This is a genomic window from Bacillus sp. JZ39 (genome assembly GCF_053903145.1).
The window spans coordinates 1891145-1915288 of record NZ_CP096389.1; the positions used below are offsets into that span (position 1 = coordinate 1891145).

Genomic DNA, 24144 nt, shown 5'->3' on the forward strand with positions numbered 1-24144 from the left:
CTTTTGAAAGAGGATGAGTCAAATCATCCTCTTTTTCTTGTTTATCCGACAAAAATAGTATTGGCTGTTTAACAGTAATAGACAATTCTTTCTTTTCTTCTTTTGTATAATAGAGAGCAAATGAAATGCTGCTGGAAAAGGGGATGAAAAGATGGAACGTCACTACTATACGTACCTGATCAAAGAGGAATTTGCCAATCACTATTTCGGCCGGGAATCGGTTATGTTTGAGCTGTTTCAAGACTATCATTGGACAAGCCTTGAAAAGCAGCAGTATGAAATGACAGAGAAACAGATTCAATATATTACACAACCAATCCCGATTTTACATATGCATCAGCGGTTAAAAATGAATTTAAACAAGACGGATTACAGGCAGCTGGATTATATTTATAGAATAGCTTTGCCGAAAGCAAAAGGCCACGCGACGTTTATGATGAAGGAGCACATGATAGAAATTGTGGCTTCGGGAGATTACGAGGCAGAAACGATATTCTTTGAAGTGTTAAGAAAAGTAAGCCCTTGCTTTTTAGCAATGGATTTCAATTCGAAGCGTTACGGATGGCTAAATCCGGTGAAAGAAAGAAATTTTGTCTAAAACCGAAGAAAAAGAGATGTAAATGTTGTATAATAGCTTTTGGTTTAGTACACTTTAAACTAGACAACATGAAGGAGGAAATAAAATGACTTTATGGGTTGGCATCCTAGTGGGCGTTGTTGCATTGCTCATAGGTGTTGCACTCGGGTTTTTTATTGCTCGTAAATATATGATGAGCTACCTGAAAAAGAATCCGCCTATTAATGAACAAATGTTACGCATGATGATGATGCAAATGGGAATGAAACCTTCTCAGAAGAAAATCAATCAAATGATGAAAGCCATGAATAATCAAACGAAATAATACGTAAAGATTATGATATAGAGAAACATGGTTATAAAATAAAAAACCCTTATACGGGTTTTTTATTTTGCAATCATTCATCACCCGCTACTGCTCGAAGGCGCTGCTTTTGATATTGTATGAGAAGATGGTCAAGCTCCTGACTGAGCTCTATCGTAATATGAGATGTCATTCCGTTCGCCATGACAATTTGCAGCAACTCTGCTCTTTTTTTTTCAATTTCTTTTAATAGATGCTCTCTAATCACAGGGATGTATCCTTTCATACATTAGATCTTCAAAGTGAATGTTTATATTATATCCATATTTATACTAATTTTCAAATGAGAAGGAGTATAATGTCTCAATGTCAAATTAAATTATATAAGTTTTTTCTGAAAATAGAAATCCTTCAAGTGAAAGTGTTAAAAAAATGAAATGATTTTGTCATAACTTGAAGGAATGTCAAATCATGAAGGGATGATGACATGGGAGACGTGAATTATTTTTTGACATTCGGTGCGGGGTTTTTATCCTTTATTTCGCCTTGCTGCCTGCCGCTTTACCCAGCTTTTTTGTCATATATTACAGGGGTCAGCATGGACGATGTAAAAACAGAAAAGCTGCTGCTGCAGAAAAGAAGCCTGTTTCATACTTTGTGTTTTTTGCTTGGCTTTTCAGTCATTTTTATTGCTTTAGGCTATGGAACATCTTTTATTGGCAGCCTGTTTAGGGATTATCACGATGCGATTCGGCAAATTGGCGCGTTGCTTATTATTTTGTTCGGTTTCATTACACTCGGTGTGTTTCGGCCTGAGGCTATGATGAAAGAGCGGAGAATCCATTTTAAGCATAAACCAAGCGGGTTTTTAGGGTCGGTCTTAATCGGAATGGCATTTGCAGCTGGATGGACACCATGTACCGGTCCGATATTAGGTGCTGTTATTACACTTGCAGGCACCAATCCGGGTTCAGCGGTGCCATACATGATGTTATATGTACTCGGTTTTGCGGTACCGTTTCTTTTATTGTCTTTTTTTATCACAAAGCTGAAGTGGATAAGGAAGAACCAGCTTTTCATTATGAAAGCTGGCGGCGTTTTGATGATTGTGATTGGTGTGCTGTTATTCTTTAATTGGATGAGCCTGATCATTATTTTGCTGTCAGATCTTTTTGGAGGCTTTACTGGTTTTTGACGGTAAATTACTTTCGTACTACTACTAATCCTTTTGTTTTTGGTACAATAAGACTATTATCTGTGGAAATCGATTGTTGGAGGGGAATATGACAAGAGTTTTAGTTGTAGACGACGCCAAGTTCATGAGAGTGAAAATCAGAGAGATCTTGGAAGATGCAAATTACATAATCGCAGGCGAAGCGGCGGACGGTGAACAAGCAGCGGACCTGTATAAAAAACTGCGACCGGACCTTGTGACAATGGATATTACAATGCCGGTGAAAAACGGCATAAAAGCGCTTCGTGATATCTTAACCTTTGATCCTAAAGCGAAGGTCATCATGTGCACCGCCATGCGCCAGCAAAGAATTGTAACGGAAGCAATTGAGCTGGGGGCAAAGGATTTTATTGTTAAGCCGTTTGAGGAAACAAAAGTGCTGGAAGCTGTAAGCCGCGTTATGGGACATTAAAGTCATTTCTTTTCAAAATGGTTTTTTTTATTGTTTTGGAGTATAGTATATAGTATCAACACTCCGAGAAACAAAGGAATGATAAGTATGATGATTATAGTTTCATCGATTATTGCTGTGTTAATGGCTGTAGCTGTGATGGTGGTCAGAATAAAGTCCTCTGACAAGCCTGTTTCACCAAAAAAAATCATTCTTCCGCCGATTTTTATGAGTACGGGAGCGTTAATGTTTTTATTTCCGGTATTTTGGGTAACTGGTGCAGAGTTTTTGGAAGCATTCACTTTAGGTGTGATTTTCTCTATTTTTCTAATCAAAACTTCTAAGTTCGAAATTAAAAATAATGAAATTTACATGAAACGCTCTAAAGCATTTGTTTTTATATTAGTCGGTCTTTTGGTGATCAGAATCGTGATGAAATCCATCTTGAGCACATCAATCGATTATGGTGCACTGAGCGGAATGTTTTGGATTCTGGCTTTCGGTATGATTGTGCCTTGGAGAATCGCCATGTATTTATCATATCGAAAACTTCATAACGAGCTGCAGTCAGCTAATATTCAAATGAATTAAAAAACCTTTCCTCTTGTCAGGAAAGGTTTTTTATTTGAGAAGGGTCTGATAAGGTTCCAAATCGATTTTTTTGTCCCGCAGATGCCTTTTTAAGAAGGTATGGTCTCTTTTAGGAGTTGCGAGAATATAGCCTTTGATCATAAGTTGCTGATCAATCTTTGCTACCTTTTCTTTTAATGCAAGCTCACCGATTTTGCCTGCGATTTTAGCTTTTGCTGCATCTCTGAACAGTTCTGGCACCGGCGCAGTCAATTCATCTAGAAACTGTTTGTTTTCATCGTTCCATAAATGTCTGCTGTTTTCAATATAGTAATCCTGCCAATCAAGCTCTGATCTGCCGTCCTCTTTTGGTAAACGCTTTAAAAACTTTCGAAACATGAAAAAACCGCCGATTGATAATAAGACTACCATCATGATCACCCAAAACAGAATAAACCATAAAAACCATCCTTCCAGCATCAATCATTCCCCCTTATTCTAACCATATTGTATACGAAGAGAGATTAGAAGAACACAGTAAAAAAAGAATAGAAAAAAGTGATAGACGTCTAGTCAAAAGAGATAGTAGATCATATTCTATTGTATAGTGAATCTGCTATTTGGCCATGGGAGAGTCACTAGAGGGTATTTGACGATAAATGGACGGAAAAAAAAGTCACTTTCATAATAGGGGATGAAAGTGACTTTTTATGTTTAGCTGAGAGGAAATTGAAGAGAAAAAGAAGAGCCATCTTCTGTTTCTTTATTGACGGCGACTGTGAGTATTTGATTTTCGCATTCGGCTTGAATGGTTTTGTCATTAAAATAAAAAGGAAGCATCATTTGTTTTTCAAAAGTCTGTCCTGACGATTTGACAGTTAAGATGAACTCGCATCCAGAAAGGGTAACTGTTACTTGTGTAGGCTGTAAAAAAGTCAGATCCGCTTCTATAATATACTGCTGACTAGTTTCATATAAATCAATAGGCAATGTTTCGTCGTACCAGGCGAAGGGGTCTTCAAAAAATTGCCGAAGCCATTCATCCATACTATCGAAATCATTTGCATCGTTGCGTTTTGAATGGTCCATGGAAGCATTCCTCCACATATCAACCTTGCTTTACATTATATGCGGTGGATTATAATGGGTGAACGCATAAAAAAACAGACACTAAGGTCTGCTTTTCTTACATATCATGGCTTGAGTTGTGCTTTTGTCTTGTATGGTTTCGGTTCTTTACTTTTTTGCTTCCGCTTAGAGGCTCAGGTTGGCCGGGATTGTGTCCTTTAGGGGCGTTTTTATGCATATCTTTACTTGTATTCTTATTGGTCATAAAATGAGAACCTCCTTAAAAGAGTTCGGTGTTATTGATTGGTTTTTCTTTTTTTGTTATTTTGGCGTTCTGCTTCAGTCAGTACAAGCTGGTCGTTTTCAATATAGCCGGCGCCTTTGCCTTGGCTTTTTGCGTCATTCATTCCGTTAATGACGTGATTCGCTTTTCTTTTGACCATCATTATCACCTCAATCATAATATGGCTCCTTTTATTGTGTTATATGAGAGAGCGTAAACAGTAAAAATTACCGGTACATTTTTCTCATAAGTCGAACTTATTGTATTTAATAAAAACATTGATATTTACTTATGTATGATTTTGTTTTAATATGAAATTGTGAGAAAATTGTGATGGAATGTAATGTTCATCTGAGAATGATCTGATCTGAAGGGGGATTTTGGAGAATGGCAAACGAGCAAAAAACTGCAGCAAAAGACGTTTTCCAAGCGAGAAAAACGTTTACTACAAATGGGAAAACATATCATTACTACTCTTTAAAAGCGTTAGAAGATTCAGGTATAGGAAAGGTTTCGAAGCTTCCTTATTCCATCAAAGTTCTTTTAGAATCAGTATTGCGTCAAGTTGACGGCTTCGTTATCAAAAAAGAACACGTGGAAAATTTGGCAAAATGGGGAACTGCCGAATTAAAGGATATCGACGTTCCGTTCAAACCGTCTCGTGTTATTTTACAAGACTTCACAGGGGTTCCGGCAGTAGTAGATCTGGCTTCACTGCGTAAAGCAATGGCAGCTGTCGGCGGAGATCCTGATAAAATCAACCCTGAAATTCCTGTTGATCTCGTTATCGACCACTCTGTTCAGGTAGATAAAGCGGGTACAGAAGATGCATTAGCAGTAAATATGGACTTGGAATTCGAAAGAAATGCAGAGCGCTACAAATTTTTAAGCTGGGCAAAGAAAGCGTTTAACAATTATCAGGCAGTGCCGCCTGCAACAGGTATTGTGCACCAGGTTAACCTTGAGTTCTTGGCAAGTGTTGTCCATGCCATTGAAGAAGACGGCGAGCTTGTAACGTATCCTGATACGCTTGTCGGAACAGACTCACACACAACAATGATTAACGGTATCGGTGTTCTCGGCTGGGGTGTCGGTGGAATTGAAGCTGAAGCGGGAATGCTTGGACAGCCTTCTTACTTCCCAGTTCCAGAGGTAATCGGTGCGAAACTTGTCGGCAAGCTTCCAAACGGAACAACAGCTACTGACTTGGCGTTAAAAGTAACACAAGTGCTGCGTGAAAAAGGCGTTGTCGGTAAATTTGTTGAATTCTTTGGACCGGGAATTGCTGAACTGCCGCTTGCAGATCGCGCAACAATTGCGAATATGGCTCCGGAATACGGTGCTACATGCGGATTCTTCCCAGTAGATGAAGAAGCGCTTAACTACCTGCGCCTGACTGGCCGTGATCCTGAACATATTGATGTTGTTGAAGCATACTGCAGAAGCAATGGCTTGTTCTACACTCCAGATGCGGAAGACCCTCAATTTACTGATGTGGTTGAAATTGACCTGTCTCAAATTGAAGCAAACTTATCGGGTCCAAAGCGTCCTCAGGATTTGATCCCGCTATCTGCTATGCAGGAAACGTTTAAAAAGCACTTAGTCAGCCCTGCAGGTAACCAAGGATTCGGTTTAAATGCTGAGGAAGAAAATAAAGAAATTAAGTTTAAACTCCTTAACGGTGAAGAAACAGTTATGAAAACGGGTGCGATCGCCATTGCTGCGATTACAAGCTGTACAAATACATCAAACCCATACGTTCTGATCGGCGCCGGACTGGTAGCGAAAAAAGCGGTTGAGTTAGGGCTTAAGGTGCCTAATTACGTGAAAACGTCACTTGCACCGGGTTCTAAAGTTGTTACAGGATATCTTGTGAATTCAGGCCTTCTTCCATACATGAAAGAGCTTGGCTTTAACCTCGTTGGGTACGGCTGTACAACATGTATCGGGAACTCAGGTCCGCTTTCACCGGAAATTGAAGAAGCGGTTGCGAAAAATGATCTTCTGATTACGTCTGTCCTTTCCGGAAACCGTAACTTTGAAGGACGTATTCACCCGCTTGTTAAAGGCAACTATCTTGCTTCACCGCCGCTTGTTGTGGCATATGCGCTGGCTGGAACGGTAAACATTAACTTGAAAACCGATCCAATTGGTGTGGGCAAGGATGGTCAAAACGTATACTTTAATGATATTTGGCCGTCAATGGACGAAATCAATGCACTTGTTAAGCAAACTGTTACGCCAGAGCTATTCCGCAAAGAGTATGAAACAGTATTTGATGACAACAAGCGCTGGAACGAAATTGAAACAACAGATGAAGCTTTATATAAATGGGATAGCGAGTCAACTTACATTCAAAATCCGCCATTCTTCGAAGAAATGTCTGTTGAGCCAGGCAAGGTTGAACCATTAAAAGGTTTGCGTGTTGTCGGTAAATTCGGCGATTCAGTCACAACTGACCATATTTCTCCTGCGGGGGCAATCGGAAAAGATACGCCTGCCGGAAAGTACTTGCAAGAAAAAGGTGTTTCTCCTCGTGACTTTAACTCCTACGGGTCCCGCCGCGGAAACCATGAAGTCATGATGAGAGGAACATTTGCAAACATTCGCATCAAAAACCAAATTGCACCGGGTACAGAAGGCGGATTTACAACGTACTGGCCGACTGGTGAAGTAACATCCATCTATGATGCGTGCATGAAATACAAAGAAGATAAAACTGGTCTTGTTGTATTAGCAGGAAAAGACTATGGTATGGGATCTTCACGTGACTGGGCTGCAAAAGGAACAAACCTTCTCGGCATCAGAACGGTCATTGCAGAGAGCTTCGAAAGAATTCACAGAAGCAACCTTGTATTCATGGGTGTGCTGCCGCTTCAGTTTAAACAAGGTGAAAATGCGGATACACTCGGCTTAACGGGTAAAGAAGTCATTGAGGTAGATGTTGATGAAACGGTTCGTCCTCGTGACCTTGTGACTGTAAGAGCAATCAATGAAGACGGCAATGTAACAACTTTTGAAGCAGTCGTCCGCTTTGATAGTGAAGTTGAAATTGATTACTACCGCCATGGCGGCATCCTTCAAATGGTGCTTCGTGAAAAAATGAAGCAGTCCTGATGAATCAATAGGAAGAGAAGGCATTTCGCTTTCTCTTCTTTTTATGACACAATGTGCTGCGGAGGTGGCATATGCTGAAAAAATGGCTCGCAGGGATCCTGCTTATCATGCTTGCCGGTTATACGGGATGGAATTTATATCAAACATACAGCAAAAAAGAAGTCGGAATTCAAGTGGGGAAACAAGCACCTGATTTTTCTTTGAAAACGCTGTCAGGAGAGAAAAGCTCTTTACAGGATGCAAAAGGCAAAAAAGTGCTGCTCAATTTTTGGGCAACTTGGTGTAAGCCGTGCCGTCAGGAAATGCCTGCGATGGAAAAGTTGCAAAAAGAATACGCCGACAAACTTGCGGTTGTTGCGGTAAATTTCACTTCAGCTGAGAAAAGTGAGAAACAGGTCCGAGCGTTTGCTGATACGTATGATTTAACGTTCCCAATTCTGATTGATAAAAAAGGGATCAATGCTGACTATAACGTGATGTCATATCCAACGACATATATCTTAGATGAAAAAGGTGTTATCCAAGACATACACGTTGGCACCATGACAAAAAAAGAAATGGAACAAAAACTGGATCTTGATTAGATTCAGTTTTTTTTATGCTCAGATATGCTTACAAGTTTTCAGAATTGGAAAAAATAAAAGAATATGCGGAGGTGAAAAGCGTGAAGAAGATGAGAAAACGTTCTTTTCATGAGCTCGTCATGGAAAACAAAAAAGAGCTGATGACCAATACAGAGTTTTTAAATCAGCTTGAGGAAAAGCTTGAACAGCGATTTAAGCAAAAATAACCTTTAATTTGTATTCATGTTTACCCCTCCTTTTGAGAAACCTATCTGTTGAGGAGGGATAAACATGGGAAACAACAAGAAAAACGGTCAGCCTCAATATGCTCCAAGCCACTTGGGTACAAAGCCTGTAAAATATAAAGCCAATAAAGGGGAAAAAATGCATGATACTTCAGGTCAGCGGCCGATCATCATGCAGACAAAAGGCGAGTAGCGAAAAATCGAGTTTATTTCTAGGAGGTACATCCGAATGACAAAGAACCAAAATCAATATCAGCAGCCTAATCCTGATGATCGCTCTGACAATGTGGAAAAATTGCAGGATATGGTTCAAAATACAATTGAAAATATAGAAGAAGCAGAAGCATCAATGGAGTTTGCTTCAGGAGAAGATAAACAGCGTATCAAAGAAAAAAATGCAAGACGCGAACAGAGCATTGAAGCGTTTCGTAATGAAATACAGGACGAATCTGCAGCGAGACAGAACGGATACCGTTCTTAAAAAACCAGGGAAACCTGGTTTTTTTCTTTCTGATTTGATTATGGTAAAATGGGGCTAAATTGACGTTAAGGGAGCAGAGTAATCTTGCATGTATCAAAAAAAGAAATAGAAGTGCGTTATGCAGAAACAGATCAAATGGGAATTGTCTATCACGCAAATTATCTTGTGTGGATGGAGGTCGGCAGAACGGCCTTAATTAAGGACTTAGGCTTTTTATATAGTGATATGGAAAAAAGAGGCGTTCTGTCCCCAGTCGTTGATATCAACATTTCCTATAAAAAGCCGCTTCATTACGGAGAAACCGCGGTTGTACATACATGGATAGAGGAATATAACGGCTTTAAAACCGTCTATGGTTATCACATTTATAATCCGGCCGGTGAGCTTTCCATCAAAGCCACCTCATCTCATATTTGTGTGGATAAAGAAAGCTTTAAGCCAATTCAATTCCGCAAAGCTTTTCCTGATTGGCACACAGCATATGAAAAGGCCAAAAAATAGGGAAGTGAACGGGATATGGCGTTTGGTGTGAAACGGGAGGAACTTAACCGGTGGAAACAAGCAGTGAAAAGAGGAGAAATCGCATTTTTAACACATTACTGGCTGGATGACCGATTTCCAGAAGCAAGGACTGTGACAAAAGCCGGCTGTGCAGACATTGATAAGCTGGTTCAGTGGGGAGCGGCGTACGGGTTAAAAAAAGAATGGATCCATAAGAAAAGTGAATTTCCTCACTTTGATCTGCTGGGTGAAACACAAAAATATATTTTGGAACAAGAAAACCTAACCGATCATCTTATACGATTTCATTTGTAAAAAAAGAACGCACATGATGTGCGTTCTTTTTTATTGGTATTCAAAAACCGGTTCATCAGCGTCTTCTGAATAGCTGACGAGAAGGTCGTGGTTATCAAAGTACCATAAATCACTTTCTTCAATAAAGAAGGTAATGCCGTCAGCTTCTGCAGTGACTCCAGCCTCTTGTGGGGCATCTTTCGCTACACCGAGAGAAAAACCCTTTTGAACGTTGCTGCAGCCTCCATAGCGCACGAAAAAGCGAACCTGGTCTCCGCTTTCCAAATCGAGTTCTTCTTTATACCAGTTCAATGCGTCTTCGTTAATTGTCATATTCATAACAGAACACCCCTTTGTTCTTCATTTGAATTTTCTCTATTATAAACGTATTAGGCTATTCTGTGTCAAAAGAGAAGTTTTTTAAGCTTATAACCATTTTACTTTAGGTTCTGTTTTATTGATAATTCGTTTAATGTTCGCTCGGTGTCTGTATATGACAAAAATAGTGAGCAGGGTAACGACAATCAATAAATACGTATCATGGACAAAGAAACTATATATAACAGTATAGATCCCTGTTAACATCGATGAGAGAGAAACAAATTTAGTCAAGTATAAAAAGATGAAGAATACCGCAACCATCGTGATAAATAACAGGGGTGCGTAAAACAGCAAAACGCCTCCTGATGTCGCCACGGCTTTACCGCCTTTAAATTTGGCGAAGATGGGAAACACGTGGCCTAAAACAGCAAAGACTCCTGCAAGAAGCGGGTGAATATCAACATGCATGAGAAAAGGCAATGCAGTTGCCAGTGTCCCTTTCAAAATATCTCCGGCTATGACAACCGAACCAGCTTTTACACCCAATGTACGGAATGCATTGGTAGCGCCTAAGTTGCCGCTTCCGTGCTCCCGAATATCAATTCCCTTGGCAAGCTTGCCCACAATTAAGCCAGATGGAATGCTGCCTATCAAGTAGGCCAAAATAATCAATAAAGCAATTAACATCTACATTTCTCCTTTTTCAAATTCCCTTCTTTTTATTTTAACATGAGATGTCATGATCTGATGATAAGTTTTTTTGTAAAGTTTGCTTACAAATCCAATCAAACATGCATCATATTTTGATTTCTCCTGTTTTGATCGTGTAAAATAAGTGGAAAAGGAGTGACATACGATGCAAAACCCTTCTAAAGCGGAAATTAAAGAGATTCTTCAAAGAAGCAAACGTATAGCCGTAGTAGGGCTTTCAGACCGTCCGGATAGAACGTCACATATGGTTTCAAAAGCAATGCAGGACGCGGGTTATGAAATTATCCCTGTGAACCCGACAATTGATGAGGCGCTAGGTGTCAAAGCCGTTTCATCTTTAAAAGAGATTGACGGTCCGATTGACATCGTAAATGTATTCCGGCGCTCAGAACAGCTTCCTGGAGTGGCGGAAGAGTTTTTAGAGACAGATGCGCCAGTATTTTGGGCACAGCAAGGGCTAGTTAATGAGGAAGCATACCAGATGCTAAAAGAAAAAGGCAGAACGGTTATCATGGATCTGTGCATAAAAGTGGCACACGCTGTAACAAAATAGGTGCAGAACTGCAAAAATCCTTGTAAATTCAAGGATTTTTGCTTTTTAATTTTAAGATATTGTTTGCGTATTACGGTGAAACAGATACAATAAAGCTTGAACAGCTTTTTTTGAATACCTTGTCCAGCTGGGTTTGGCCGTTCGATTTGCGAAGGTCTGCTGCTTTATATATAATAAACAAACATACGTTCTCATAGTGTAAATACAGCACTAGCCGATGTTTTGAGAAGAACTGATTCGTTAGCTCTATGTTGCGATTGCAAACATATTGGTTATAATGAGGAGTCCAAGGCAGTACTGGCTCGAGGCGAGGTTTATAAAAAATATCTTATATACAAATGATGTGTAACACTGAAAAAGAGAAAGACAATGTTAGTTTTTGAAAGGGGTTTGTACGTTTGGCTAGAAAACAGCAATTTGATTACAACGAAGATGCCATACAGGTGCTCGAAGGCCTTGAGGCTGTCAGGAAAAGGCCGGGTATGTATATTGGCTCTACTGACGCGCGAGGTTTGCACCACTTGGTTTATGAAATTGTAGATAACTCTGTCGACGAGGTGCTTGCCGGCCATGGAGATCACATAATCGTCAAAATACATAAAGACAATAGTATTTCTGTACAGGATAGAGGCCGCGGCATGCCGACCGGAATGCATAAGCTCGGCAAACCAACCCCTGAAGTGATTTTAACGGTGCTTCATGCCGGAGGAAAATTCGGCCAAGGCGGCTATAAGACAAGCGGCGGGCTCCACGGAGTTGGTGCATCAGTCGTGAATGCTTTATCTGAATGGCTGACGGTTACCATTGAGCGGGACGGTTTTGTCTATCAGCAGCGATTTGAAAATGGAGGAAAACCGGTTACATCTCTCGAAAAGATCGGCAAAACAAAAAAGACGGGAACTCTTACACACTTTAAGCCAGATCCAACGATGTTCAGCACAACCACTTATAATTTTGAAACGCTCTCTGAGCGCTTAAGAGAGTCTGCGTTTTTGTTAAAAGGATTGAAAATTGAGCTGATTGATGAACGCAATGACCAGCATGAGGTCTTTTATTATGAAAACGGCATAGAAGCGTTTGTTGCTTATTTAAATGAAGAAAAAGACGTCTTGTCTGAAGTGGTCTCGTTTGAGGGTGAGCATCATTCTATAGAAGTGGACTTTGCGTTCCAGTTTAACGATGGTTATTCTGAAAATATTTTGTCGTTTGTCAACAATGTCAGAACAAAAGACGGCGGGACGCATGAGTCAGGTGCAAAAACTGCGATGACGCGTGCTTTTAATGAATATGCACGAAAAGTGGCTTTGCTGAAAGAAAAGGATAAGAACCTTGAAGGCACCGATATAAGGGAAGGGCTTTCAGCCATTATTTCTGTCCGCATTCCTGAGGAGCTTCTTCAATTTGAGGGACAAACAAAAGGAAAGCTCGGTACCAGTGAAGCAAGATCAGCGGTTGATGCGATTGTTTCAGAGCAGCTTGCTTACTTTTTAGAGGAAAATCGGGACACCGCAACGCTTCTTGTCAAAAAAGCAATCAAGGCGAGTCAGGCGCGCGAAGCGGCACGCAAAGCCCGTGAAGAAGCAAGAAGCGGCAAAAAACGAAAAAAATCAGAAGCGACTTTAAGCGGAAAGCTGACGCCTGCGGGTTCAAGAAACCCGGCAAAAAATGAATTGTATCTCGTTGAGGGAGATTCAGCAGGCGGGTCAGCCAAACAGGGAAGAGACCGCAGATTCCAAGCGGTTCTGCCTTTACGCGGTAAAGTTATTAATACAGAAAAAGCTAAGCTTGCTGATATCTTTAAAAATGAAGAGATCAATACGATCATTCATGCGATCGGCGGGGGAGTCGGAGCAGATTTCTCAATCGATGACATCAACTACGACAAAATCATCATAATGACCGATGCCGATACTGACGGCGCCCATATTCAAGTGCTGCTTCTTACCTTTTTCTATCGCTATATGAAACCGCTCATTGAGCATGGCAAGGTGTTCATTGCGCTGCCACCTTTATATAAGGTCAGTAAAGGAAGCGGGAAAAAGGAAATCATTGAATATGCATGGTCTGATGAAGAGATGGGTGATGTCCTGAAAAAAGTCGGCAAAGGCTATACCATTCAACGATATAAGGGTCTTGGAGAGATGAACGCAGACCAGCTGTGGGAAACGACGATGAATCCGGAGTCCCGCACACTTGTTAGGGTCAAAATTGACGATGCGGCACGTGTAGAGAGACGTGTGACGACGTTAATGGGAGACAAAGTAGAGCCGCGCAGAAAGTGGATTGAGAAAAACGTCGCTTTCGGCTTAGATGAAGAAAGCAATATTTTAGAAAATGAAAACTTATCGGTCGCTGAGGAGGTTTAATGATTGTCACAGCCAGAATTATTTCATGATTTACCATTAGAAGAGGTGATCGGCGACCGTTTTGGACGCTACAGTAAATATATTATTCAAGACAGGGCGCTGCCCGATGCGAGAGACGGATTAAAGCCGGTACAGCGCAGAATTCTGTATGCAATGCATACAGATGGAAATACGTTTGATAAAAACTTCAGAAAAGCGGCCAAAACGGTCGGTAACGTCATCGGTAACTATCATCCGCACGGTGACAGCTCGGTTTATGAAGCAATGGTGCGGATGAGCCAGGATTGGAAAGTTCGTAATGTGTTAATCGAAATGCATGGAAACAATGGAAGCATCGACGGAGATCCCCCGGCAGCCATGCGTTATACAGAGGCACGATTATCTCCGATAGCATCTGAACTTCTTCGGGATATTGACAAAAACACGGTTGAATTTGTGCCGAACTTCGATGATACAAGCAAGGAGCCTGTCGTACTCCCGGCGATGTTTCCTAACCTATTGGTCAACGGATCTACCGGTATTTCAGCAGGATACGCGACCGACATTCCCCCTCATCATCTGGGAGAAGTCATTGATGCTGTCATTAAGCGTATTCAAATGCCATCTTGCTCTGTTGATGAACTCATGGAAGTCATTAAAGGGCCTGATTTTCCGACAGGCGGTATTATTCAGGGCGTTGACGGGATAAGAAAAGCTTACGAAACCGGAAAAGGAAAAATCATTATCCGCGGAAAGGCTGAAATTGAAACAATCAGAGGCGGACGAGAACAAATTGTCATTACTGAAATTCCATTTGAAGTAAATAAAGCAAACCTTGTAAAAAAAATGGACGAGTTCCGTATTGATAAAAAGGTTGAAGGCATCTCAGAGGTTCGTGATGAAACGGATCGAACAGGGCTGAGAGTTGTCATTGAACTGAAAAAAGAAGCTGATGCCAAAGGCATTTTGAATTTCTTATATAAAAATACTGATTTGCAGATCACATATAACTTCAATATGGTGGCTATCCATAACCGCCGTCCGATGCTGATGAGCCTGCCGTCTATTTTGGATGCATATATCGGACACCAAAAGGAAGTTGTCACAAACCGGTCCGTTTACGAGCTTCAAAAAGCAAAAGACAGACATCATATCGTAGAAGGGCTCATGAAAGCTTTGTCTATTTTGGATGAAGTGATTGCAACAATCCGTTCTTCTAGCGATAAACGTGACGCTAAAAACAATTTGATCGCCAAATATGAATTTACAGAGCCTCAGGCTGAAGCCATCGTATCATTGCAGCTATATCGTTTAACCAATACCGATATCACAGCGCTTAAGGAAGAGGCAGAAGAGCTCGGTAAAAAAATTGAAGAGCTCGAATCTATTCTGAGCAATGATAAAAAACTGCTAAAAGTGATTACAAACAGCTTAAAAGCACTGAAAAAGAAATATGCAGATACGAGACGCTCCGTGATTGAAGAAAAAATTGAAGAAATTAAAATCAATCTAGAAGTCATGGTTGCATCTGAGGATGTATATGTAACCGTTACGAAGGATGGTTACCTAAAACGGACGAGCCAGCGCTCATTTGCCGCTTCCAACGGACAGGACTTCGGAATGAAAGATACGGACAGGATGCTGCATCAGTTTGAAATGAATACGACAGACGTGCTGCTGCTCTTTACGAACAAAGGAAGCTACATCTATTGTCCTGTTCACCAGCTGCCTGATATCAGATGGAAGGACATGGGCCAGCATTTTTCAAATCTGATCACTATTGACCGTGATGAAACGATTGTAAAGGCCATACCGATAAAAGAATTTGATCCGTCGGCATATCTTCTATTCTTTACGAAAAACGGGATGGTGAAAAAGACAGAGCTCACCCATTATAAAGCACAGCGTTATTCTAAGGCGCTTGTGGCCTTAAATCTGAAGGGTGAAGATGAACTGATTGATGTACATGTAACAAATGGGGAAAGCCAGATCTTTATGGCCACTCACTTAGGGTACGGTCTATGGTTTGGAGAAGACGAAGTGAATGTAGTTGGCGCGCGTGCGGCAGGTGTCAAAGGGATTAACTTAAAAGAGGATGACTTTGTTGTCTCCGGTGAGATCCTTCAACAATCTGATTCAATTGTCTTGTTCACACAGCGGGGAGCGGTAAAACGCATGAGTCTTTCTGAGTTCGAGAAGACATCCCGCGCAAAACGCGGTGTCGTAATGCTAAGGGAACTGAAAAAGAATCCTCACCGAGTTGTAGCACTGTTCGCTTGCGGTCTTGAACAGCGACTAATGGCAGAAACAGAAAAAGGCGACAGAAAAGAACTGCAGGCAAAAGAGTTGCGGACAAACGACAGATACAGCAATGGCTCTTTCTTTTTTGATGAAGAGGAATCAGGTAAGGTTACAGCTGTTTGGCGCCTTCATACAGAACAATAATAAAAAACCCGCTCATACTATATGAGCGGGTTTCGTTTGTTTTTTATCAGCTTTCATGGTTGGTGAATAGATCTGTTACCGCATGAATGACTTCAATTCCCTGCCATACAAATAAATTTAGCGCTGTGAAAGAGAATAAGCCTAAAATCACCATTCTTAAGATAAACAACATGTTAAACAGCCTCCTCATATTTTCGTTACATAATCGGGTGATGTTGAACATGAAGTTTGCCGAAATAAGACGATTGATAAAATTTGGCCAGTATAAAGCTTTTTTTCCGCTGACGTCTGCGGGAGTATCCCGTACTTTTGCTTTCAGCGGTCAGCAGCAGAACAGCCATTGCCCATAAAGCGGTCAGCGTAAATGCCCCTGTAATGGATTTTTTCTCATCATCAGCATTTTGGCCGGCTTTCATTTCATGCATTTCCTGCTGGTCGGCTACGGCTTTATAATGATGGCCGATATCAAAGGCGTGGGGAATTGAGAGCAAATGAAAACTGGCAATCGCCAAGAATAAGATGGATGCTTTCAATATCGTTACTTTTTTCAAATGATCTCCCCCTCCTTTAATATTACTGAATATTTTTATAATAATACCCCAATCCATCCTAAAAGTAAACCTGATTTATTAAATTTAAAAATAAACTTAACTTTGTTAAGTATATATCTTTTTGCTTATTTTTGAAAGAGAAAACTTCTTTTATTAGCGTATGTATACCCGGTTTATGGTGTGAATAAAAACATATTTTAAATGATATGTTTGTTGTTTAGGATTTATTACTTTATTTATGTGTAAATCAAAGAGAAAGGCAAGAGAATGGGAAGAAATGATTACATTGTTAATAGGGTACTCTTTTTTTAAAGCCAGCTTGCAAGGAATGTTTTTATTCGTAGGAAAATAATAGAGAAGGGGTCGACAGAGTAACATCTGGATATGACAATATTCTTCTCGAAAAAACTTCCTAATTCGTCATATTGTGATATAATAAAACTCGTTATGTTAAAAAATCTAACATCAAAATCGAATTCGTATTGAATTGATGAAAACGGGAGGTAAATATGGAGTCTTTTTTCAATAGTTTGATTAATATTCCAAGTGATTTCATCTGGAAATACCTATTTTATATTTTAATAGGGCTTGGATTATTTTTTACCATACGTTTTGGTTTTATCCAATTCCGTTATTTTATTGAAATGTTCAGAATAGTAGGGGAGAAGCCGGAAGGAAATAAAGGTGTTTCATCTATGCAGGCATTCTTTATTTCGGCCGCATCCCGAGTCGGCACAGGGAATTTGACTGGTGTAGCCTTAGCAATTGCGACAGGCGGACCAGGCGCTGTATTTTGGATGTGGGTAGTGGCTGCAGTAGGTATGGCTTCAAGCTTTGTTGAGAGTACGTTAGCGCAGCTTTATAAGGTGAGAGACGGGGAGGATTTCCGCGGAGGGCCGGCCTACTATATTCAAAAGGGTCTTGGTGCCAGATGGCTTGGCATCGTTTTTGCAATCTTAATTACCGTCTCATTCGGCTTGATTTTTAACGCTGTTCAAACAAATACAATTGCTGGAGCATTGGATGGCGCATTCCATGTGAATAAAATAGTTGTAGCCATAGTTCTGGCGGTTTTAACTGCGTTTATCATTTTCGGCGGTTTAAAACGTGTTGTCGCTGTTTCACAGCTAATTGTGCCGGTTATGGCAGGCATTTATATTCTTATCGCTTTATTTGTTGTCATCACGAATATTACGGCTTTCCCTGGCGTTATCGCTACAATTGTTAAAAATGCTTTAGGTTTTGAACAAGTCGTCGGCGGCGGAATAGGCGGCATCATCGTTATCGGTGCGCAGCGCGGACTGTTTTCAAACGAAGCAGGAATGGGGAGCGCACCAAACGCGGCTGCGACGGCTCATGTATCCCATCCGGCAAAGCAAGGCTTTATTCAAACATTAGGTGTATTTTTCGATACATTTATCATATGTACGTCCACAGCATTTATTATTTTGCTGTACAGTGTAACACCAAAAGGCGACGGCATCCAAGTAACACAGGCTGCTCTTAACCATCATATTGGAGGCTGGGCGCCGACTTTCATCGCAGTCGCAATGTTCTTGTTTGCATTCAGTTCAGTTGTCGGCAACTATTATTATGGCGAGACAAACATTGAATTTATTAAAACAAGCAAAACATGGCTGAACATTTACCGTATCGCTGTAATTGCTATGGTTGTGTATGGATCTTTATCAGGCTTCCAAATCGTTTGGGATATGGCGGACCTCTTTATGGGTATCATGGCGCTGATCAACTTAATTGTGATTACGTTGCTGTCAAACGTTGCTTACAAAGTGTATAAAGATTACGCGAAACAGCGTAAGCAAGGACTTGATCCTGTGTTTAAAGCGAAAAACATCCCAGGGCTGAAAAACGCTGAAACATGGGAAGATGAGAAACAAGAAGCATAATATAAATATAAAACAAAGCTGCATTCAATAGTTGAATGCAGCTTTTTCATTATTGGAAATAAATTTAATTTTTCGACTCGAATGAAAAATGACGTGTAAAGTCCCAATTCAGTCCAGTTTTCTTTGTTCTATATGTGTCATGTGTGTCTTATTCAATGGAGATAGAGTAAATTGACAGGCTTTTAAACCTCCCAAAAACAAGAAATTAGGTTGATAGACAATCATGAGAAAGATTTTTACAATGAGTTCGTGCTCATAAGAAGTGGAGAGCCAAAATGATGCGAAGGAGGAAAAGATCAGATATGAAACGGTCAATCTCGATTTTTATTACGTGTTTATTGATTACGTTATTGACAATGGGCGGCATGCTGGCTTCGCCGGCATCAGCAGCAGGGACAAAAACGCCAGTAGCCCAGAATGGCCAGCTTAGCATAAAAGGTACACAGCTCGTTAACCGAGACGGTAAAGCGGTACAGCTGAAGGGGATCAGTTCACACGGATTGCAATGGTATGGAGAATATGTCAATAAAGACAGCTTAAAATGGCTGAGGGACGATTGGGGTATCACCGTTTTCCGTGCAGCGATGTATACGGCAGATGGCGGTTATATTGACAACCCGTCCGTGAAAAATAAAGTAAAAGAAGCGGTTGAAGCGGCAAAAGAGCTTGGGATATATGTCATCATTGACTGGCATATCTTAAATGACGGTAACCCAAACCAAAATAAAGAGAAGGCAAAAGAATTCTTCAAGGAAATGTCAAGTCTTTACGGAAACACGCCAAACGTCATTTATGAAATTGCAAACGAACCAAACGGTGATGTGAACTGGAAGCGTGATATTAAACCCTATGCGGAAGAAGTGATTTCCGTTATCCGCAAAAATGATCCAGACAACATCATCATTGTCGGAACCGGTACATGGAGCCAGGATGTGAATGATGCAGCCGATGACCAGCTAAAAGATGCAAACGTTATGTACGCACTTCATTTTTATGCCGGCACACACGGCCAGTTTTTACGGGATAAAGCAAACTATGCACTCAGCAAAGGAGCGCCTATTTTTGTGACAGAATGGGGGACAAGTGATGCTTCCGGAAATGGTGGTGTATTCCTTGATCAATCGCGGGAATGGCTGAAATATCTCGATAGCAAGACCATTAGCTGGGTGAACTGGAATCTTTCTGATAAGCAGGAATCATCCTCAGCTTTAAAGCCGGGGGCATCTAAAACAGGCGGGTGGCAGTTGTCAGATTTATCTGCTTCAGGAACATTCGTTAGAGAAAACATTCTCGGCACCAAAGATTCGACGAAGGACATTCCTGAAACGCCAGCAAAAGATAAACCCACACAGGAAAACGGTATTTCTGTACAATACAGAGCAGGGGATGGGAGTATGAACAGCAACCAAATCCGTCCGCAGCTTCAAATAAAAAATAACGGCAATACCACGGTTGATTTAAAAGATGTCACTGCCCGTTACTGGTATAAAGCGAAAAACAAAGGCCAAAACTTTGACTGTGACTACGCGCAGATTGGATGCGGCAATGTGACACACAAGTTTGTGACGTTGCATAAACCAAAGCAAGGTGCAGATACCTATCTGGAACTTGGGTTTAAAAACGGAACGCTGGCACCGGGAGCAAGCACAGGGAATATTCAGATCCGTCTTCACAATGATGACTGGAGCAATTATGCACAAAGCGGCGATTATTCCTTTTTCAAATCAAATACGTTTAAAACAACGAAAAAAATCACATTATATAATCATGGAAAACTGATTTGGGGAACAGAACCCAAATAGTTTAACTTTTGGCGGGCATCAGCAATGATGTCCGTTTTCATTATCTTATCCAGTAAAACAAGGAGGTTTAGGCTGTGGATGAAATACTGAAGCGGTATATGATGCTGTTCAAAGAAATGAATAATGCGATAAATGGTCCGGACTATCCAGGTAAGGAAAAAGACATCCAGCATCAAAAAGATCAGATCGAAGTTTACGAAAAACAGCTGCAGCAAGGATTTTCTACAGATTATGACTATGATGTGTTTGCTGATTCTGTTATCAAATGCGCATATGGCGATATGACGCTGGAGGATTTAGAAGCAGTTTATTATGGATTGACAACGCCATTTTTTTGATTTGTCATTCAGCAGAAAAATTTTAATTTCTGTCTCACTAACTTAAGTATACTTTGATATTGAGACAGAAATTTATTTATTTTGTTTGCTTCCTAGAATATATATTATGTAAACTAGAAAAGATGAAGATTAAAGCTTTGCTGTTTTTATGTACATCCTTTCTTCTTCCTGTAATTCAGCAACAAAATAAAAAAGCGATTTCCCAATCGGAAAAATCGCCAATTCAGACACTCTATTATTTTTGTGTGTCTTTGTGCTCTTAACGATTTACAACAAATGTTGTTACGCTTTGAGCTGGAAGATGGGCCCAAAAATGATTGCCTGATACAGTGAGATTCGTTCCAGGTTGTAGATTGCTGCTGCTGCTCGTGATCCATCTAGATACGTTTGAAGCAGATCCATTCTGCAAAACAAAGTTTTGGTTGACTCCTGTGTTGCTTTTATTGATGGCAACAATAACGACCTTGTTGTCACCTTTATAGGCTGACACGTAAACGTTCGCATTAGGGTTTTTCGTTGCATCAATCCTTACATAGCCGGGACGCACAAACTTTGAGAAATGAGCCATATTGTAGCCGCGTTTGCTGATCGTACCATCTTCTTTCATAGGTCCATATGATCTTCGGATGTACCACCATACATAAGCTTGAAAGTCCCCCTCTACCATCGCATTGTGAATATGCTGTGAAACATCCAATGCCTCAGGCCATCGATCCGCCGAGTTGTTATCACTGTTTGGATAGTATACTTCCGTCATCCAAAGGTCCTTCCCCGCTCCTTTTTGTTTGAAAAGAGGATAAGGGAATTGGCTGACCTGAGTGCCGTACAGGTGAGTTCCGAGAATATCCATATTGGCAAGAGCCTGCGGATCGTTCAAGATCGGGTCCGACAAATTCTTTAAGTATTGAAAAGACTCAGGTGCAATGACGCGGGCATTGATCGAGCCGGCGTTTTCTCTCATAAAGCGAAGTATTTCTTGCGGCGTCCACCACGTCCACTCGTGAGCGTAATCAGGCTCGTTTTGGACCGAAATCGCATAAAGATTCACACCATTATTTTTCATGAAGGTAACAAAATCGTTAAGATGCTGCGCGTATGCGGCGTACTTATCGTATTTCAGCCGCTTAGCTGATGTGTCACCATTCCGATTGAAGGTCTCAACCATATCACTTGGAGGATTCCAGGGAGATGCAAAAACGATTGCCCCATGTTTGACCGCACTCTTGGCAGTCTCCACCTCTTTATACCAATTATTTCGATTTTCATCTACATGAATTCTTAAGATTGAAAATCCTAACTGGTTCTGTCCATTGCCAAAAGCAGTTTCTCTTTGAGCTGCTGTAAGATCCCCAGCCCAAGCCGGATGGTTCATCCCTCCAAAACCGCGAATCACTTGTTTCTCTGCAGATACATTAACTGTTACATCACTGGCTGCCAAAACTTCAGTAGCGCCTGGCCCTAACATGACTGACAGCATAGTGAAACATACTAATAGTACACAAATTGTTTTTTTTATGCGTGGAATCATTTATTCCTCTCCTTCGTCATGTGTCTTTTACGGTATTAAAAAATCTGTATGGCATATCCATAATGGCGGGCTGTTCCGGTGATGGCTCGTACTTCACCCGCCTCGTTTTTAAGCGGTCCCATTACGAGTCCTATCTTTGCGTAAACTGCCAGTAATCAAAATGAAACAAGTTTCCTGTACCTGTTCCGGTAAATACAAAGAATACTTTGTGCACACCTGTTGCCCCGCTTACTGCAGTTTCTATTTCTCTCCACGTTTGCGCTCCGCCTGTTGAAGGCACATTCAGAGTTCCAACAAGCTTACCGTCTGCACTATCAAGACGCACTTCTATTTTCCCGCCTAAAGTGGATGCTACATTTGCTTTAAATGACCTGGCACCGCCCGCTCCGAAGTCTGCATTTCCTACAGCAATCCAGTCTCCATTTTGAATGCTTGTTACATGCTGATTATTTACTGGCCCGCCGGGTGCTGTGGACTTCTCTGTCAAAATGCGTCCATTCCAAGCAAACGTTTCAGCTTCTACCCGGTTATAAGGATTCAAATTGGAAAGCTGTGTTACACCTGCATAATTTGCTGCTACCTCTTGGATGGATCCATCTGGGTTATGCACCAGCTTATTAATATGGGGAGAACGGTATCCTTTGCCGGCCCCGAACAGAGCGGAACTGACAGTTTGCGCGTGGTACACCACATACCACTCGTTTTTAAAATTGAAAACAGCATGATGGTTGTTTCCGCCACCTCCGAAAAATGCACCCGGATTTTTCAGGAAATGCCCTCTATATGTAAAGGGACCCATGGGATTTGAACTGGTCATGTAGCCGATCTCACCCGGGGGTTTATCGGCCGGGTGCGTGCCGCCGAAATTAATGCAATAGGAGTAATAATATGTTCCGTTATACTTGTGCAATCCCGAATCTTCAAACATGAAAGGCGCATCAATTGTAGATGCACTTCCAACAACACTCGTCATATCAGGCCCCAATTTTATGACTCTAGCCGTTTTCGGATTGGCCCATTGCCCCTGCGTTGGATTTGAATCGCCAGGAACGCCTCCCCCGGCATACAGGTAACCGGTGCCGTCATCATCTACAAATACTGCCGGATCAAAAAGCCATACAACACCAGACATTCCTGGCGTACTTGGCGTTACGAGCGGTTTTCCGATTGGATCGGTCCATGGACCAATCGGGCTGTCTGCGGTGAGAATCCCGATACCTCCGCCGCTGTTTGCGAAATAAAGGAAGAATTTATCCTTGCCATTGATTTTTTTTACTGCGATTGACGGTGCCCATGACGCCCCTGCCCATTTTGCTATCCCACGGCCACCATTAGCTCCATTGGCACCTGCTACTGGAATGGCTCCGTGGTCTGTCCAGTTCACCATATCCGCTGAAGAAATGACGAATACTTTATTCAAATTGGCAAATGAATTATCTTTAATCGTTCCGTTGCTATTATATTCATAGTCATCACTTGACATATAAATATAGACTCTCCCGTTATAGGTCAGCGCAATCGGATCTGCGCCCAAATGATGGTCGATAAGCGGGTTTGAATTCCCTACATGTTTTGCAATTGTACTACTGGTGGCAGCATACGCAGACTTTCCAGATAAACAGCTCAATAGTAAAGCAAAAACAAATAAACATACGCTACACTTTTTCCTCATCACTTAACAGCCTCCTTTTTCCTTAAAATGAAGGGTTCTTTTGAAATTTGTTAACAACAGGTCATGAAGACTGCACCACTTGTTTCTTCAAGATCAATCTAGAAAAGTTCCCCCATTCCTAGCGGTCATTGTCCAGAAAATAAAATGGCGAATTGTTCAAGTCCCCTATAACGCTTGAGCAGGTATGTATATTTATTCAAAAAAATCCCTTTATCTAACATCCTACCTTATTAAAAAAATAGTGTATAGAATACTTTTGGAGGAATTCGTGTTCGATTCTACAAAGGAACTGGATACATTTATTCATTGTTTAGATGGGGCTACATATACGGCTGTTACCGAC

At 41.1% G+C, this 24144-nt stretch carries 29 protein-coding genes; 18 read left to right on the forward strand and 11 right to left on the reverse strand.

The features are described 5' to 3' along the window. Nucleotides 1-151: 151 nt before the first annotated feature. Both sirA and M1D65_RS09580 read left to right on the forward strand, forming a co-directional pair. On the forward strand, nucleotides 152-598 hold the full coding sequence (gene sirA / locus M1D65_RS09575) for a sporulation inhibitor of replication protein SirA (protein ID WP_003231591.1): 447 nt from the start codon (nucleotides 152-154) through the stop codon (nucleotides 596-598). Nucleotides 599-683: 85 nt separating this feature from the next. Then, a complete protein-coding gene (locus M1D65_RS09580; protein WP_003221221.1) occupies nucleotides 684-902 on the forward strand; it encodes a YneF family protein in 219 nt (72 codons plus the stop codon). Nucleotides 903-975: 73 nt separating this feature from the next. On the opposite strand, the gene ynzD is transcribed toward M1D65_RS09580, so the two are convergent. Then, nucleotides 976-1149 (reverse strand): aspartyl-phosphate phosphatase YnzD, encoded by a 174-nt coding sequence (ynzD, locus tag M1D65_RS09585; protein ID WP_010886518.1) that lies wholly within the window; start codon nucleotides 1147-1149, stop codon nucleotides 976-978. 219 nt (nucleotides 1150-1368) lie between these two features. On the opposite strand from ynzD, the gene ccdA reads away from it, so the two are divergent. The 3 genes from ccdA (at nucleotide 1369) to M1D65_RS09600 (ending at nucleotide 3097) form a co-directional block, all read left to right on the forward strand. Then, entirely contained in the window at nucleotides 1369-2076 is a 708-nt protein-coding gene (ccdA, locus tag M1D65_RS09590) for a cytochrome c-type biogenesis protein CcdA (RefSeq protein WP_015383767.1), read from the forward strand. Nucleotides 2077-2164: 88 nt separating this feature from the next. After that, nucleotides 2165-2527, forward strand: a complete 363-nt coding sequence (locus tag M1D65_RS09595) for a response regulator (RefSeq protein WP_014476939.1) — start codon at nucleotides 2165-2167, stop codon at nucleotides 2525-2527. Nucleotides 2528-2605: 78 nt separating this feature from the next. After that, nucleotides 2606-3097: a CcdC family protein gene (locus M1D65_RS09600; RefSeq protein WP_072174017.1), complete on the forward strand. Its 492-nt coding sequence runs from the start codon at nucleotides 2606-2608 to the stop codon at nucleotides 3095-3097. A 30-nt stretch (nucleotides 3098-3127) separates the two neighbouring features. On the opposite strand, the gene yneK is transcribed toward M1D65_RS09600, so the two are convergent. From yneK to sspO, 4 genes are all read right to left on the reverse strand, one after another. Further along, nucleotides 3128-3556 (reverse strand): DynA interaction protein YneK, encoded by a 429-nt coding sequence (gene yneK, locus M1D65_RS09605; RefSeq protein ID WP_003231580.1) that lies wholly within the window; start codon nucleotides 3554-3556, stop codon nucleotides 3128-3130. Between the two features lie 234 nt (nucleotides 3557-3790). Then, complete coding sequence (gene cotM, locus M1D65_RS09610; protein WP_072174018.1) at nucleotides 3791-4183, reverse strand: outer spore coat protein CotM; 393 nt, start codon at nucleotides 4181-4183, stop codon at nucleotides 3791-3793. 79 nt (nucleotides 4184-4262) lie between these two features. After that, complete coding sequence (locus M1D65_RS09615) at nucleotides 4263-4409, reverse strand: small acid-soluble spore protein P (protein WP_003221237.1); 147 nt, start codon at nucleotides 4407-4409, stop codon at nucleotides 4263-4265. A 31-nt stretch (nucleotides 4410-4440) separates the two neighbouring features. Then, the gene (gene sspO, locus M1D65_RS09620) at nucleotides 4441-4587 is read right to left on the reverse strand and encodes an acid-soluble spore protein SspO (protein WP_003244839.1); all 147 of its coding nucleotides are present in this window, start codon (nucleotides 4585-4587) and stop codon (nucleotides 4441-4443) included. Between the two features lie 227 nt (nucleotides 4588-4814). Here sspO and acnA point away from each other — a divergent pair, with 227 nt between their 5' ends. From acnA to M1D65_RS09655, 7 genes are all read left to right on the forward strand, one after another. Further along, nucleotides 4815-7544 (forward strand): aconitate hydratase AcnA, encoded by a 2730-nt coding sequence (gene acnA / locus M1D65_RS09625; RefSeq protein WP_021479772.1) that lies wholly within the window; start codon nucleotides 4815-4817, stop codon nucleotides 7542-7544. A 71-nt stretch (nucleotides 7545-7615) separates the two neighbouring features. Beyond that, the gene (locus M1D65_RS09630; protein WP_041850783.1) at nucleotides 7616-8128 is read left to right on the forward strand and encodes a redoxin domain-containing protein; all 513 of its coding nucleotides are present in this window, start codon (nucleotides 7616-7618) and stop codon (nucleotides 8126-8128) included. An 80-nt stretch (nucleotides 8129-8208) separates the two neighbouring features. Next, nucleotides 8209-8334: an FbpB family small basic protein gene (locus tag M1D65_RS09635; RefSeq protein WP_041851057.1), complete on the forward strand. Its 126-nt coding sequence runs from the start codon at nucleotides 8209-8211 to the stop codon at nucleotides 8332-8334. A 64-nt stretch (nucleotides 8335-8398) separates the two neighbouring features. After that, on the forward strand, nucleotides 8399-8545 hold the full coding sequence (gene sspN / locus M1D65_RS09640) for an acid-soluble spore protein SspN (protein ID WP_003231569.1): 147 nt from the start codon (nucleotides 8399-8401) through the stop codon (nucleotides 8543-8545). A gap of 36 nt (nucleotides 8546-8581) precedes the next feature. Beyond that, nucleotides 8582-8833 (forward strand): small acid-soluble spore protein Tlp, encoded by a 252-nt coding sequence (gene tlp, locus M1D65_RS09645; RefSeq protein ID WP_003231568.1) that lies wholly within the window; start codon nucleotides 8582-8584, stop codon nucleotides 8831-8833. An 84-nt stretch (nucleotides 8834-8917) separates the two neighbouring features. Beyond that, nucleotides 8918-9334: a YbgC/FadM family acyl-CoA thioesterase gene (locus tag M1D65_RS09650; RefSeq protein ID WP_017696516.1), complete on the forward strand. Its 417-nt coding sequence runs from the start codon at nucleotides 8918-8920 to the stop codon at nucleotides 9332-9334. Nucleotides 9335-9349: 15 nt separating this feature from the next. After that, the gene (locus M1D65_RS09655; RefSeq protein WP_024571429.1) at nucleotides 9350-9649 is read left to right on the forward strand and encodes a hypothetical protein; all 300 of its coding nucleotides are present in this window, start codon (nucleotides 9350-9352) and stop codon (nucleotides 9647-9649) included. A gap of 30 nt (nucleotides 9650-9679) precedes the next feature. Here the strand turns inward: M1D65_RS09655 and M1D65_RS09660 are convergent, their stop codons facing one another. Next, nucleotides 9680-9967 (reverse strand): HesB/YadR/YfhF family protein, encoded by a 288-nt coding sequence (locus M1D65_RS09660; RefSeq protein ID WP_003231562.1) that lies wholly within the window; start codon nucleotides 9965-9967, stop codon nucleotides 9680-9682. An 87-nt stretch (nucleotides 9968-10054) separates the two neighbouring features. Further along, nucleotides 10055-10636 carry a glycerol-3-phosphate 1-O-acyltransferase PlsY gene (gene plsY, locus M1D65_RS09665; protein ID WP_003231560.1) on the reverse strand — a complete coding sequence of 194 codons (582 nt, stop codon included), beginning with the start codon at nucleotides 10634-10636 and terminating at the stop codon, nucleotides 10055-10057. Between the two features lie 169 nt (nucleotides 10637-10805). Between plsY and M1D65_RS09670 the strand changes: the two genes are divergently transcribed. The 3 genes from M1D65_RS09670 to parC all read left to right on the forward strand — a co-directional run bounded on the left by M1D65_RS09670 (nucleotide 10806) and on the right by parC (nucleotide 16003). Next, entirely contained in the window at nucleotides 10806-11213 is a 408-nt protein-coding gene (locus tag M1D65_RS09670; protein WP_003245606.1) for a CoA-binding protein, read from the forward strand. 398 nt (nucleotides 11214-11611) lie between these two features. Continuing rightward, nucleotides 11612-13579, forward strand: coding sequence for a DNA topoisomerase IV subunit B (gene parE / locus M1D65_RS09675; RefSeq protein ID WP_014479944.1), 1968 nt, complete (start codon nucleotides 11612-11614; stop codon nucleotides 13577-13579). 3 nt (nucleotides 13580-13582) lie between these two features. Then, on the forward strand, nucleotides 13583-16003 hold the full coding sequence (gene parC, locus M1D65_RS09680) for a DNA topoisomerase IV subunit A (RefSeq protein ID WP_014479945.1): 2421 nt from the start codon (nucleotides 13583-13585) through the stop codon (nucleotides 16001-16003). A 46-nt stretch (nucleotides 16004-16049) separates the two neighbouring features. Here the strand turns inward: parC and M1D65_RS09685 are convergent, their stop codons facing one another. Both M1D65_RS09685 and M1D65_RS09690 read right to left on the reverse strand, forming a co-directional pair. Beyond that, nucleotides 16050-16175, reverse strand: coding sequence for a hypothetical protein (locus tag M1D65_RS09685; protein WP_003231548.1), 126 nt, complete (start codon nucleotides 16173-16175; stop codon nucleotides 16050-16052). A 25-nt stretch (nucleotides 16176-16200) separates the two neighbouring features. After that, on the reverse strand, nucleotides 16201-16554 hold the full coding sequence (locus M1D65_RS09690; RefSeq protein WP_014476950.1) for a hypothetical protein: 354 nt from the start codon (nucleotides 16552-16554) through the stop codon (nucleotides 16201-16203). 509 nt (nucleotides 16555-17063) lie between these two features. Between M1D65_RS09690 and M1D65_RS09695 the strand changes: the two genes are divergently transcribed. The 3 genes from M1D65_RS09695 to M1D65_RS09705 all read left to right on the forward strand — a co-directional run bounded on the left by M1D65_RS09695 (nucleotide 17064) and on the right by M1D65_RS09705 (nucleotide 20601). After that, the gene (locus tag M1D65_RS09695) at nucleotides 17064-18461 is read left to right on the forward strand and encodes an alanine/glycine:cation symporter family protein (RefSeq protein WP_021479777.1); all 1398 of its coding nucleotides are present in this window, start codon (nucleotides 17064-17066) and stop codon (nucleotides 18459-18461) included. A 302-nt stretch (nucleotides 18462-18763) separates the two neighbouring features. Continuing rightward, nucleotides 18764-20263 carry an endo-1,4-beta-glucanase EglS gene (gene eglS, locus M1D65_RS09700; protein WP_411263253.1) on the forward strand — a complete coding sequence of 500 codons (1500 nt, stop codon included), beginning with the start codon at nucleotides 18764-18766 and terminating at the stop codon, nucleotides 20261-20263. 74 nt (nucleotides 20264-20337) lie between these two features. After that, nucleotides 20338-20601, forward strand: coding sequence for a YnfE family protein (locus tag M1D65_RS09705; protein ID WP_077671716.1), 264 nt, complete (start codon nucleotides 20338-20340; stop codon nucleotides 20599-20601). Between the two features lie 259 nt (nucleotides 20602-20860). Here the strand turns inward: M1D65_RS09705 and xynC are convergent, their stop codons facing one another. Together xynC and xynD are read right to left on the reverse strand one after the other, a co-directional pair. Beyond that, the gene (gene xynC / locus M1D65_RS09710; protein WP_038827855.1) at nucleotides 20861-22129 is read right to left on the reverse strand and encodes a glucuronoarabinoxylan endo-1,4-beta-xylanase XynC; all 1269 of its coding nucleotides are present in this window, start codon (nucleotides 22127-22129) and stop codon (nucleotides 20861-20863) included. 130 nt (nucleotides 22130-22259) lie between these two features. Beyond that, on the reverse strand, nucleotides 22260-23801 hold the full coding sequence (xynD, locus tag M1D65_RS09715) for an alpha-L-arabinofuranosidase (protein ID WP_456270855.1): 1542 nt from the start codon (nucleotides 23799-23801) through the stop codon (nucleotides 22260-22262). Nucleotides 23802-24144 lie beyond the last annotated feature (343 nt).

Excerpts from the sequence above, each read along its gene's own strand:
- M1D65_RS09685 (WP_003231548.1), bottom strand. The coding sequence starts at position 16,175 with ATGTTGTTTATCTTAAGAATGGTGATTTTAGGCTTATTCTCTTTCACA.
- M1D65_RS09630 (WP_041850783.1), top strand. The coding sequence starts at position 7,616 with ATGCTGAAAAAATGGCTCGCAGGGATCCTGCTTATCATGCTTGCCGGT.
- tlp (WP_003231568.1), top strand. The coding sequence starts at position 8,582 with ATGACAAAGAACCAAAATCAATATCAGCAGCCTAATCCTGATGATCGC.
- M1D65_RS09655 (WP_024571429.1), top strand. The coding sequence starts at position 9,350 with ATGGCGTTTGGTGTGAAACGGGAGGAACTTAACCGGTGGAAACAAGCA.
- M1D65_RS09670 (WP_003245606.1), top strand. The coding sequence starts at position 10,806 with ATGCAAAACCCTTCTAAAGCGGAAATTAAAGAGATTCTTCAAAGAAGC.
- eglS (WP_411263253.1), top strand. The coding sequence starts at position 18,764 with ATGAAACGGTCAATCTCGATTTTTATTACGTGTTTATTGATTACGTTA.
- plsY (WP_003231560.1), bottom strand. The coding sequence starts at position 10,636 with ATGTTAATTGCTTTATTGATTATTTTGGCCTACTTGATAGGCAGCATT.
- sspN (WP_003231569.1), top strand. The coding sequence starts at position 8,399 with ATGGGAAACAACAAGAAAAACGGTCAGCCTCAATATGCTCCAAGCCAC.
- xynC (WP_038827855.1), bottom strand. The coding sequence starts at position 22,129 with ATGATTCCACGCATAAAAAAAACAATTTGTGTACTATTAGTATGTTTC.
- acnA (WP_021479772.1), top strand. The coding sequence starts at position 4,815 with ATGGCAAACGAGCAAAAAACTGCAGCAAAAGACGTTTTCCAAGCGAGA.
- M1D65_RS09600 (WP_072174017.1), top strand. The coding sequence starts at position 2,606 with ATGATAAGTATGATGATTATAGTTTCATCGATTATTGCTGTGTTAATG.
- sspO (WP_003244839.1), bottom strand. The coding sequence starts at position 4,587 with ATGGTCAAAAGAAAAGCGAATCACGTCATTAACGGAATGAATGACGCA.
- M1D65_RS09595 (WP_014476939.1), top strand. The coding sequence starts at position 2,165 with ATGACAAGAGTTTTAGTTGTAGACGACGCCAAGTTCATGAGAGTGAAA.
- cotM (WP_072174018.1), bottom strand. The coding sequence starts at position 4,183 with ATGTGGAGGAATGCTTCCATGGACCATTCAAAACGCAACGATGCAAAT.
- sirA (WP_003231591.1), top strand. The coding sequence starts at position 152 with ATGGAACGTCACTACTATACGTACCTGATCAAAGAGGAATTTGCCAAT.
- yneK (WP_003231580.1), bottom strand. The coding sequence starts at position 3,556 with ATGCTGGAAGGATGGTTTTTATGGTTTATTCTGTTTTGGGTGATCATG.
- xynD (WP_456270855.1), bottom strand. The coding sequence starts at position 23,801 with ATGAGGAAAAAGTGTAGCGTATGTTTATTTGTTTTTGCTTTACTATTG.
- M1D65_RS09660 (WP_003231562.1), bottom strand. The coding sequence starts at position 9,967 with ATGAATATGACAATTAACGAAGACGCATTGAACTGGTATAAAGAAGAA.
- M1D65_RS09580 (WP_003221221.1), top strand. The coding sequence starts at position 684 with ATGACTTTATGGGTTGGCATCCTAGTGGGCGTTGTTGCATTGCTCATA.
- M1D65_RS09695 (WP_021479777.1), top strand. The coding sequence starts at position 17,064 with ATGGAGTCTTTTTTCAATAGTTTGATTAATATTCCAAGTGATTTCATC.
- ccdA (WP_015383767.1), top strand. The coding sequence starts at position 1,369 with ATGGGAGACGTGAATTATTTTTTGACATTCGGTGCGGGGTTTTTATCC.
- M1D65_RS09615 (WP_003221237.1), bottom strand. The coding sequence starts at position 4,409 with ATGACCAATAAGAATACAAGTAAAGATATGCATAAAAACGCCCCTAAA.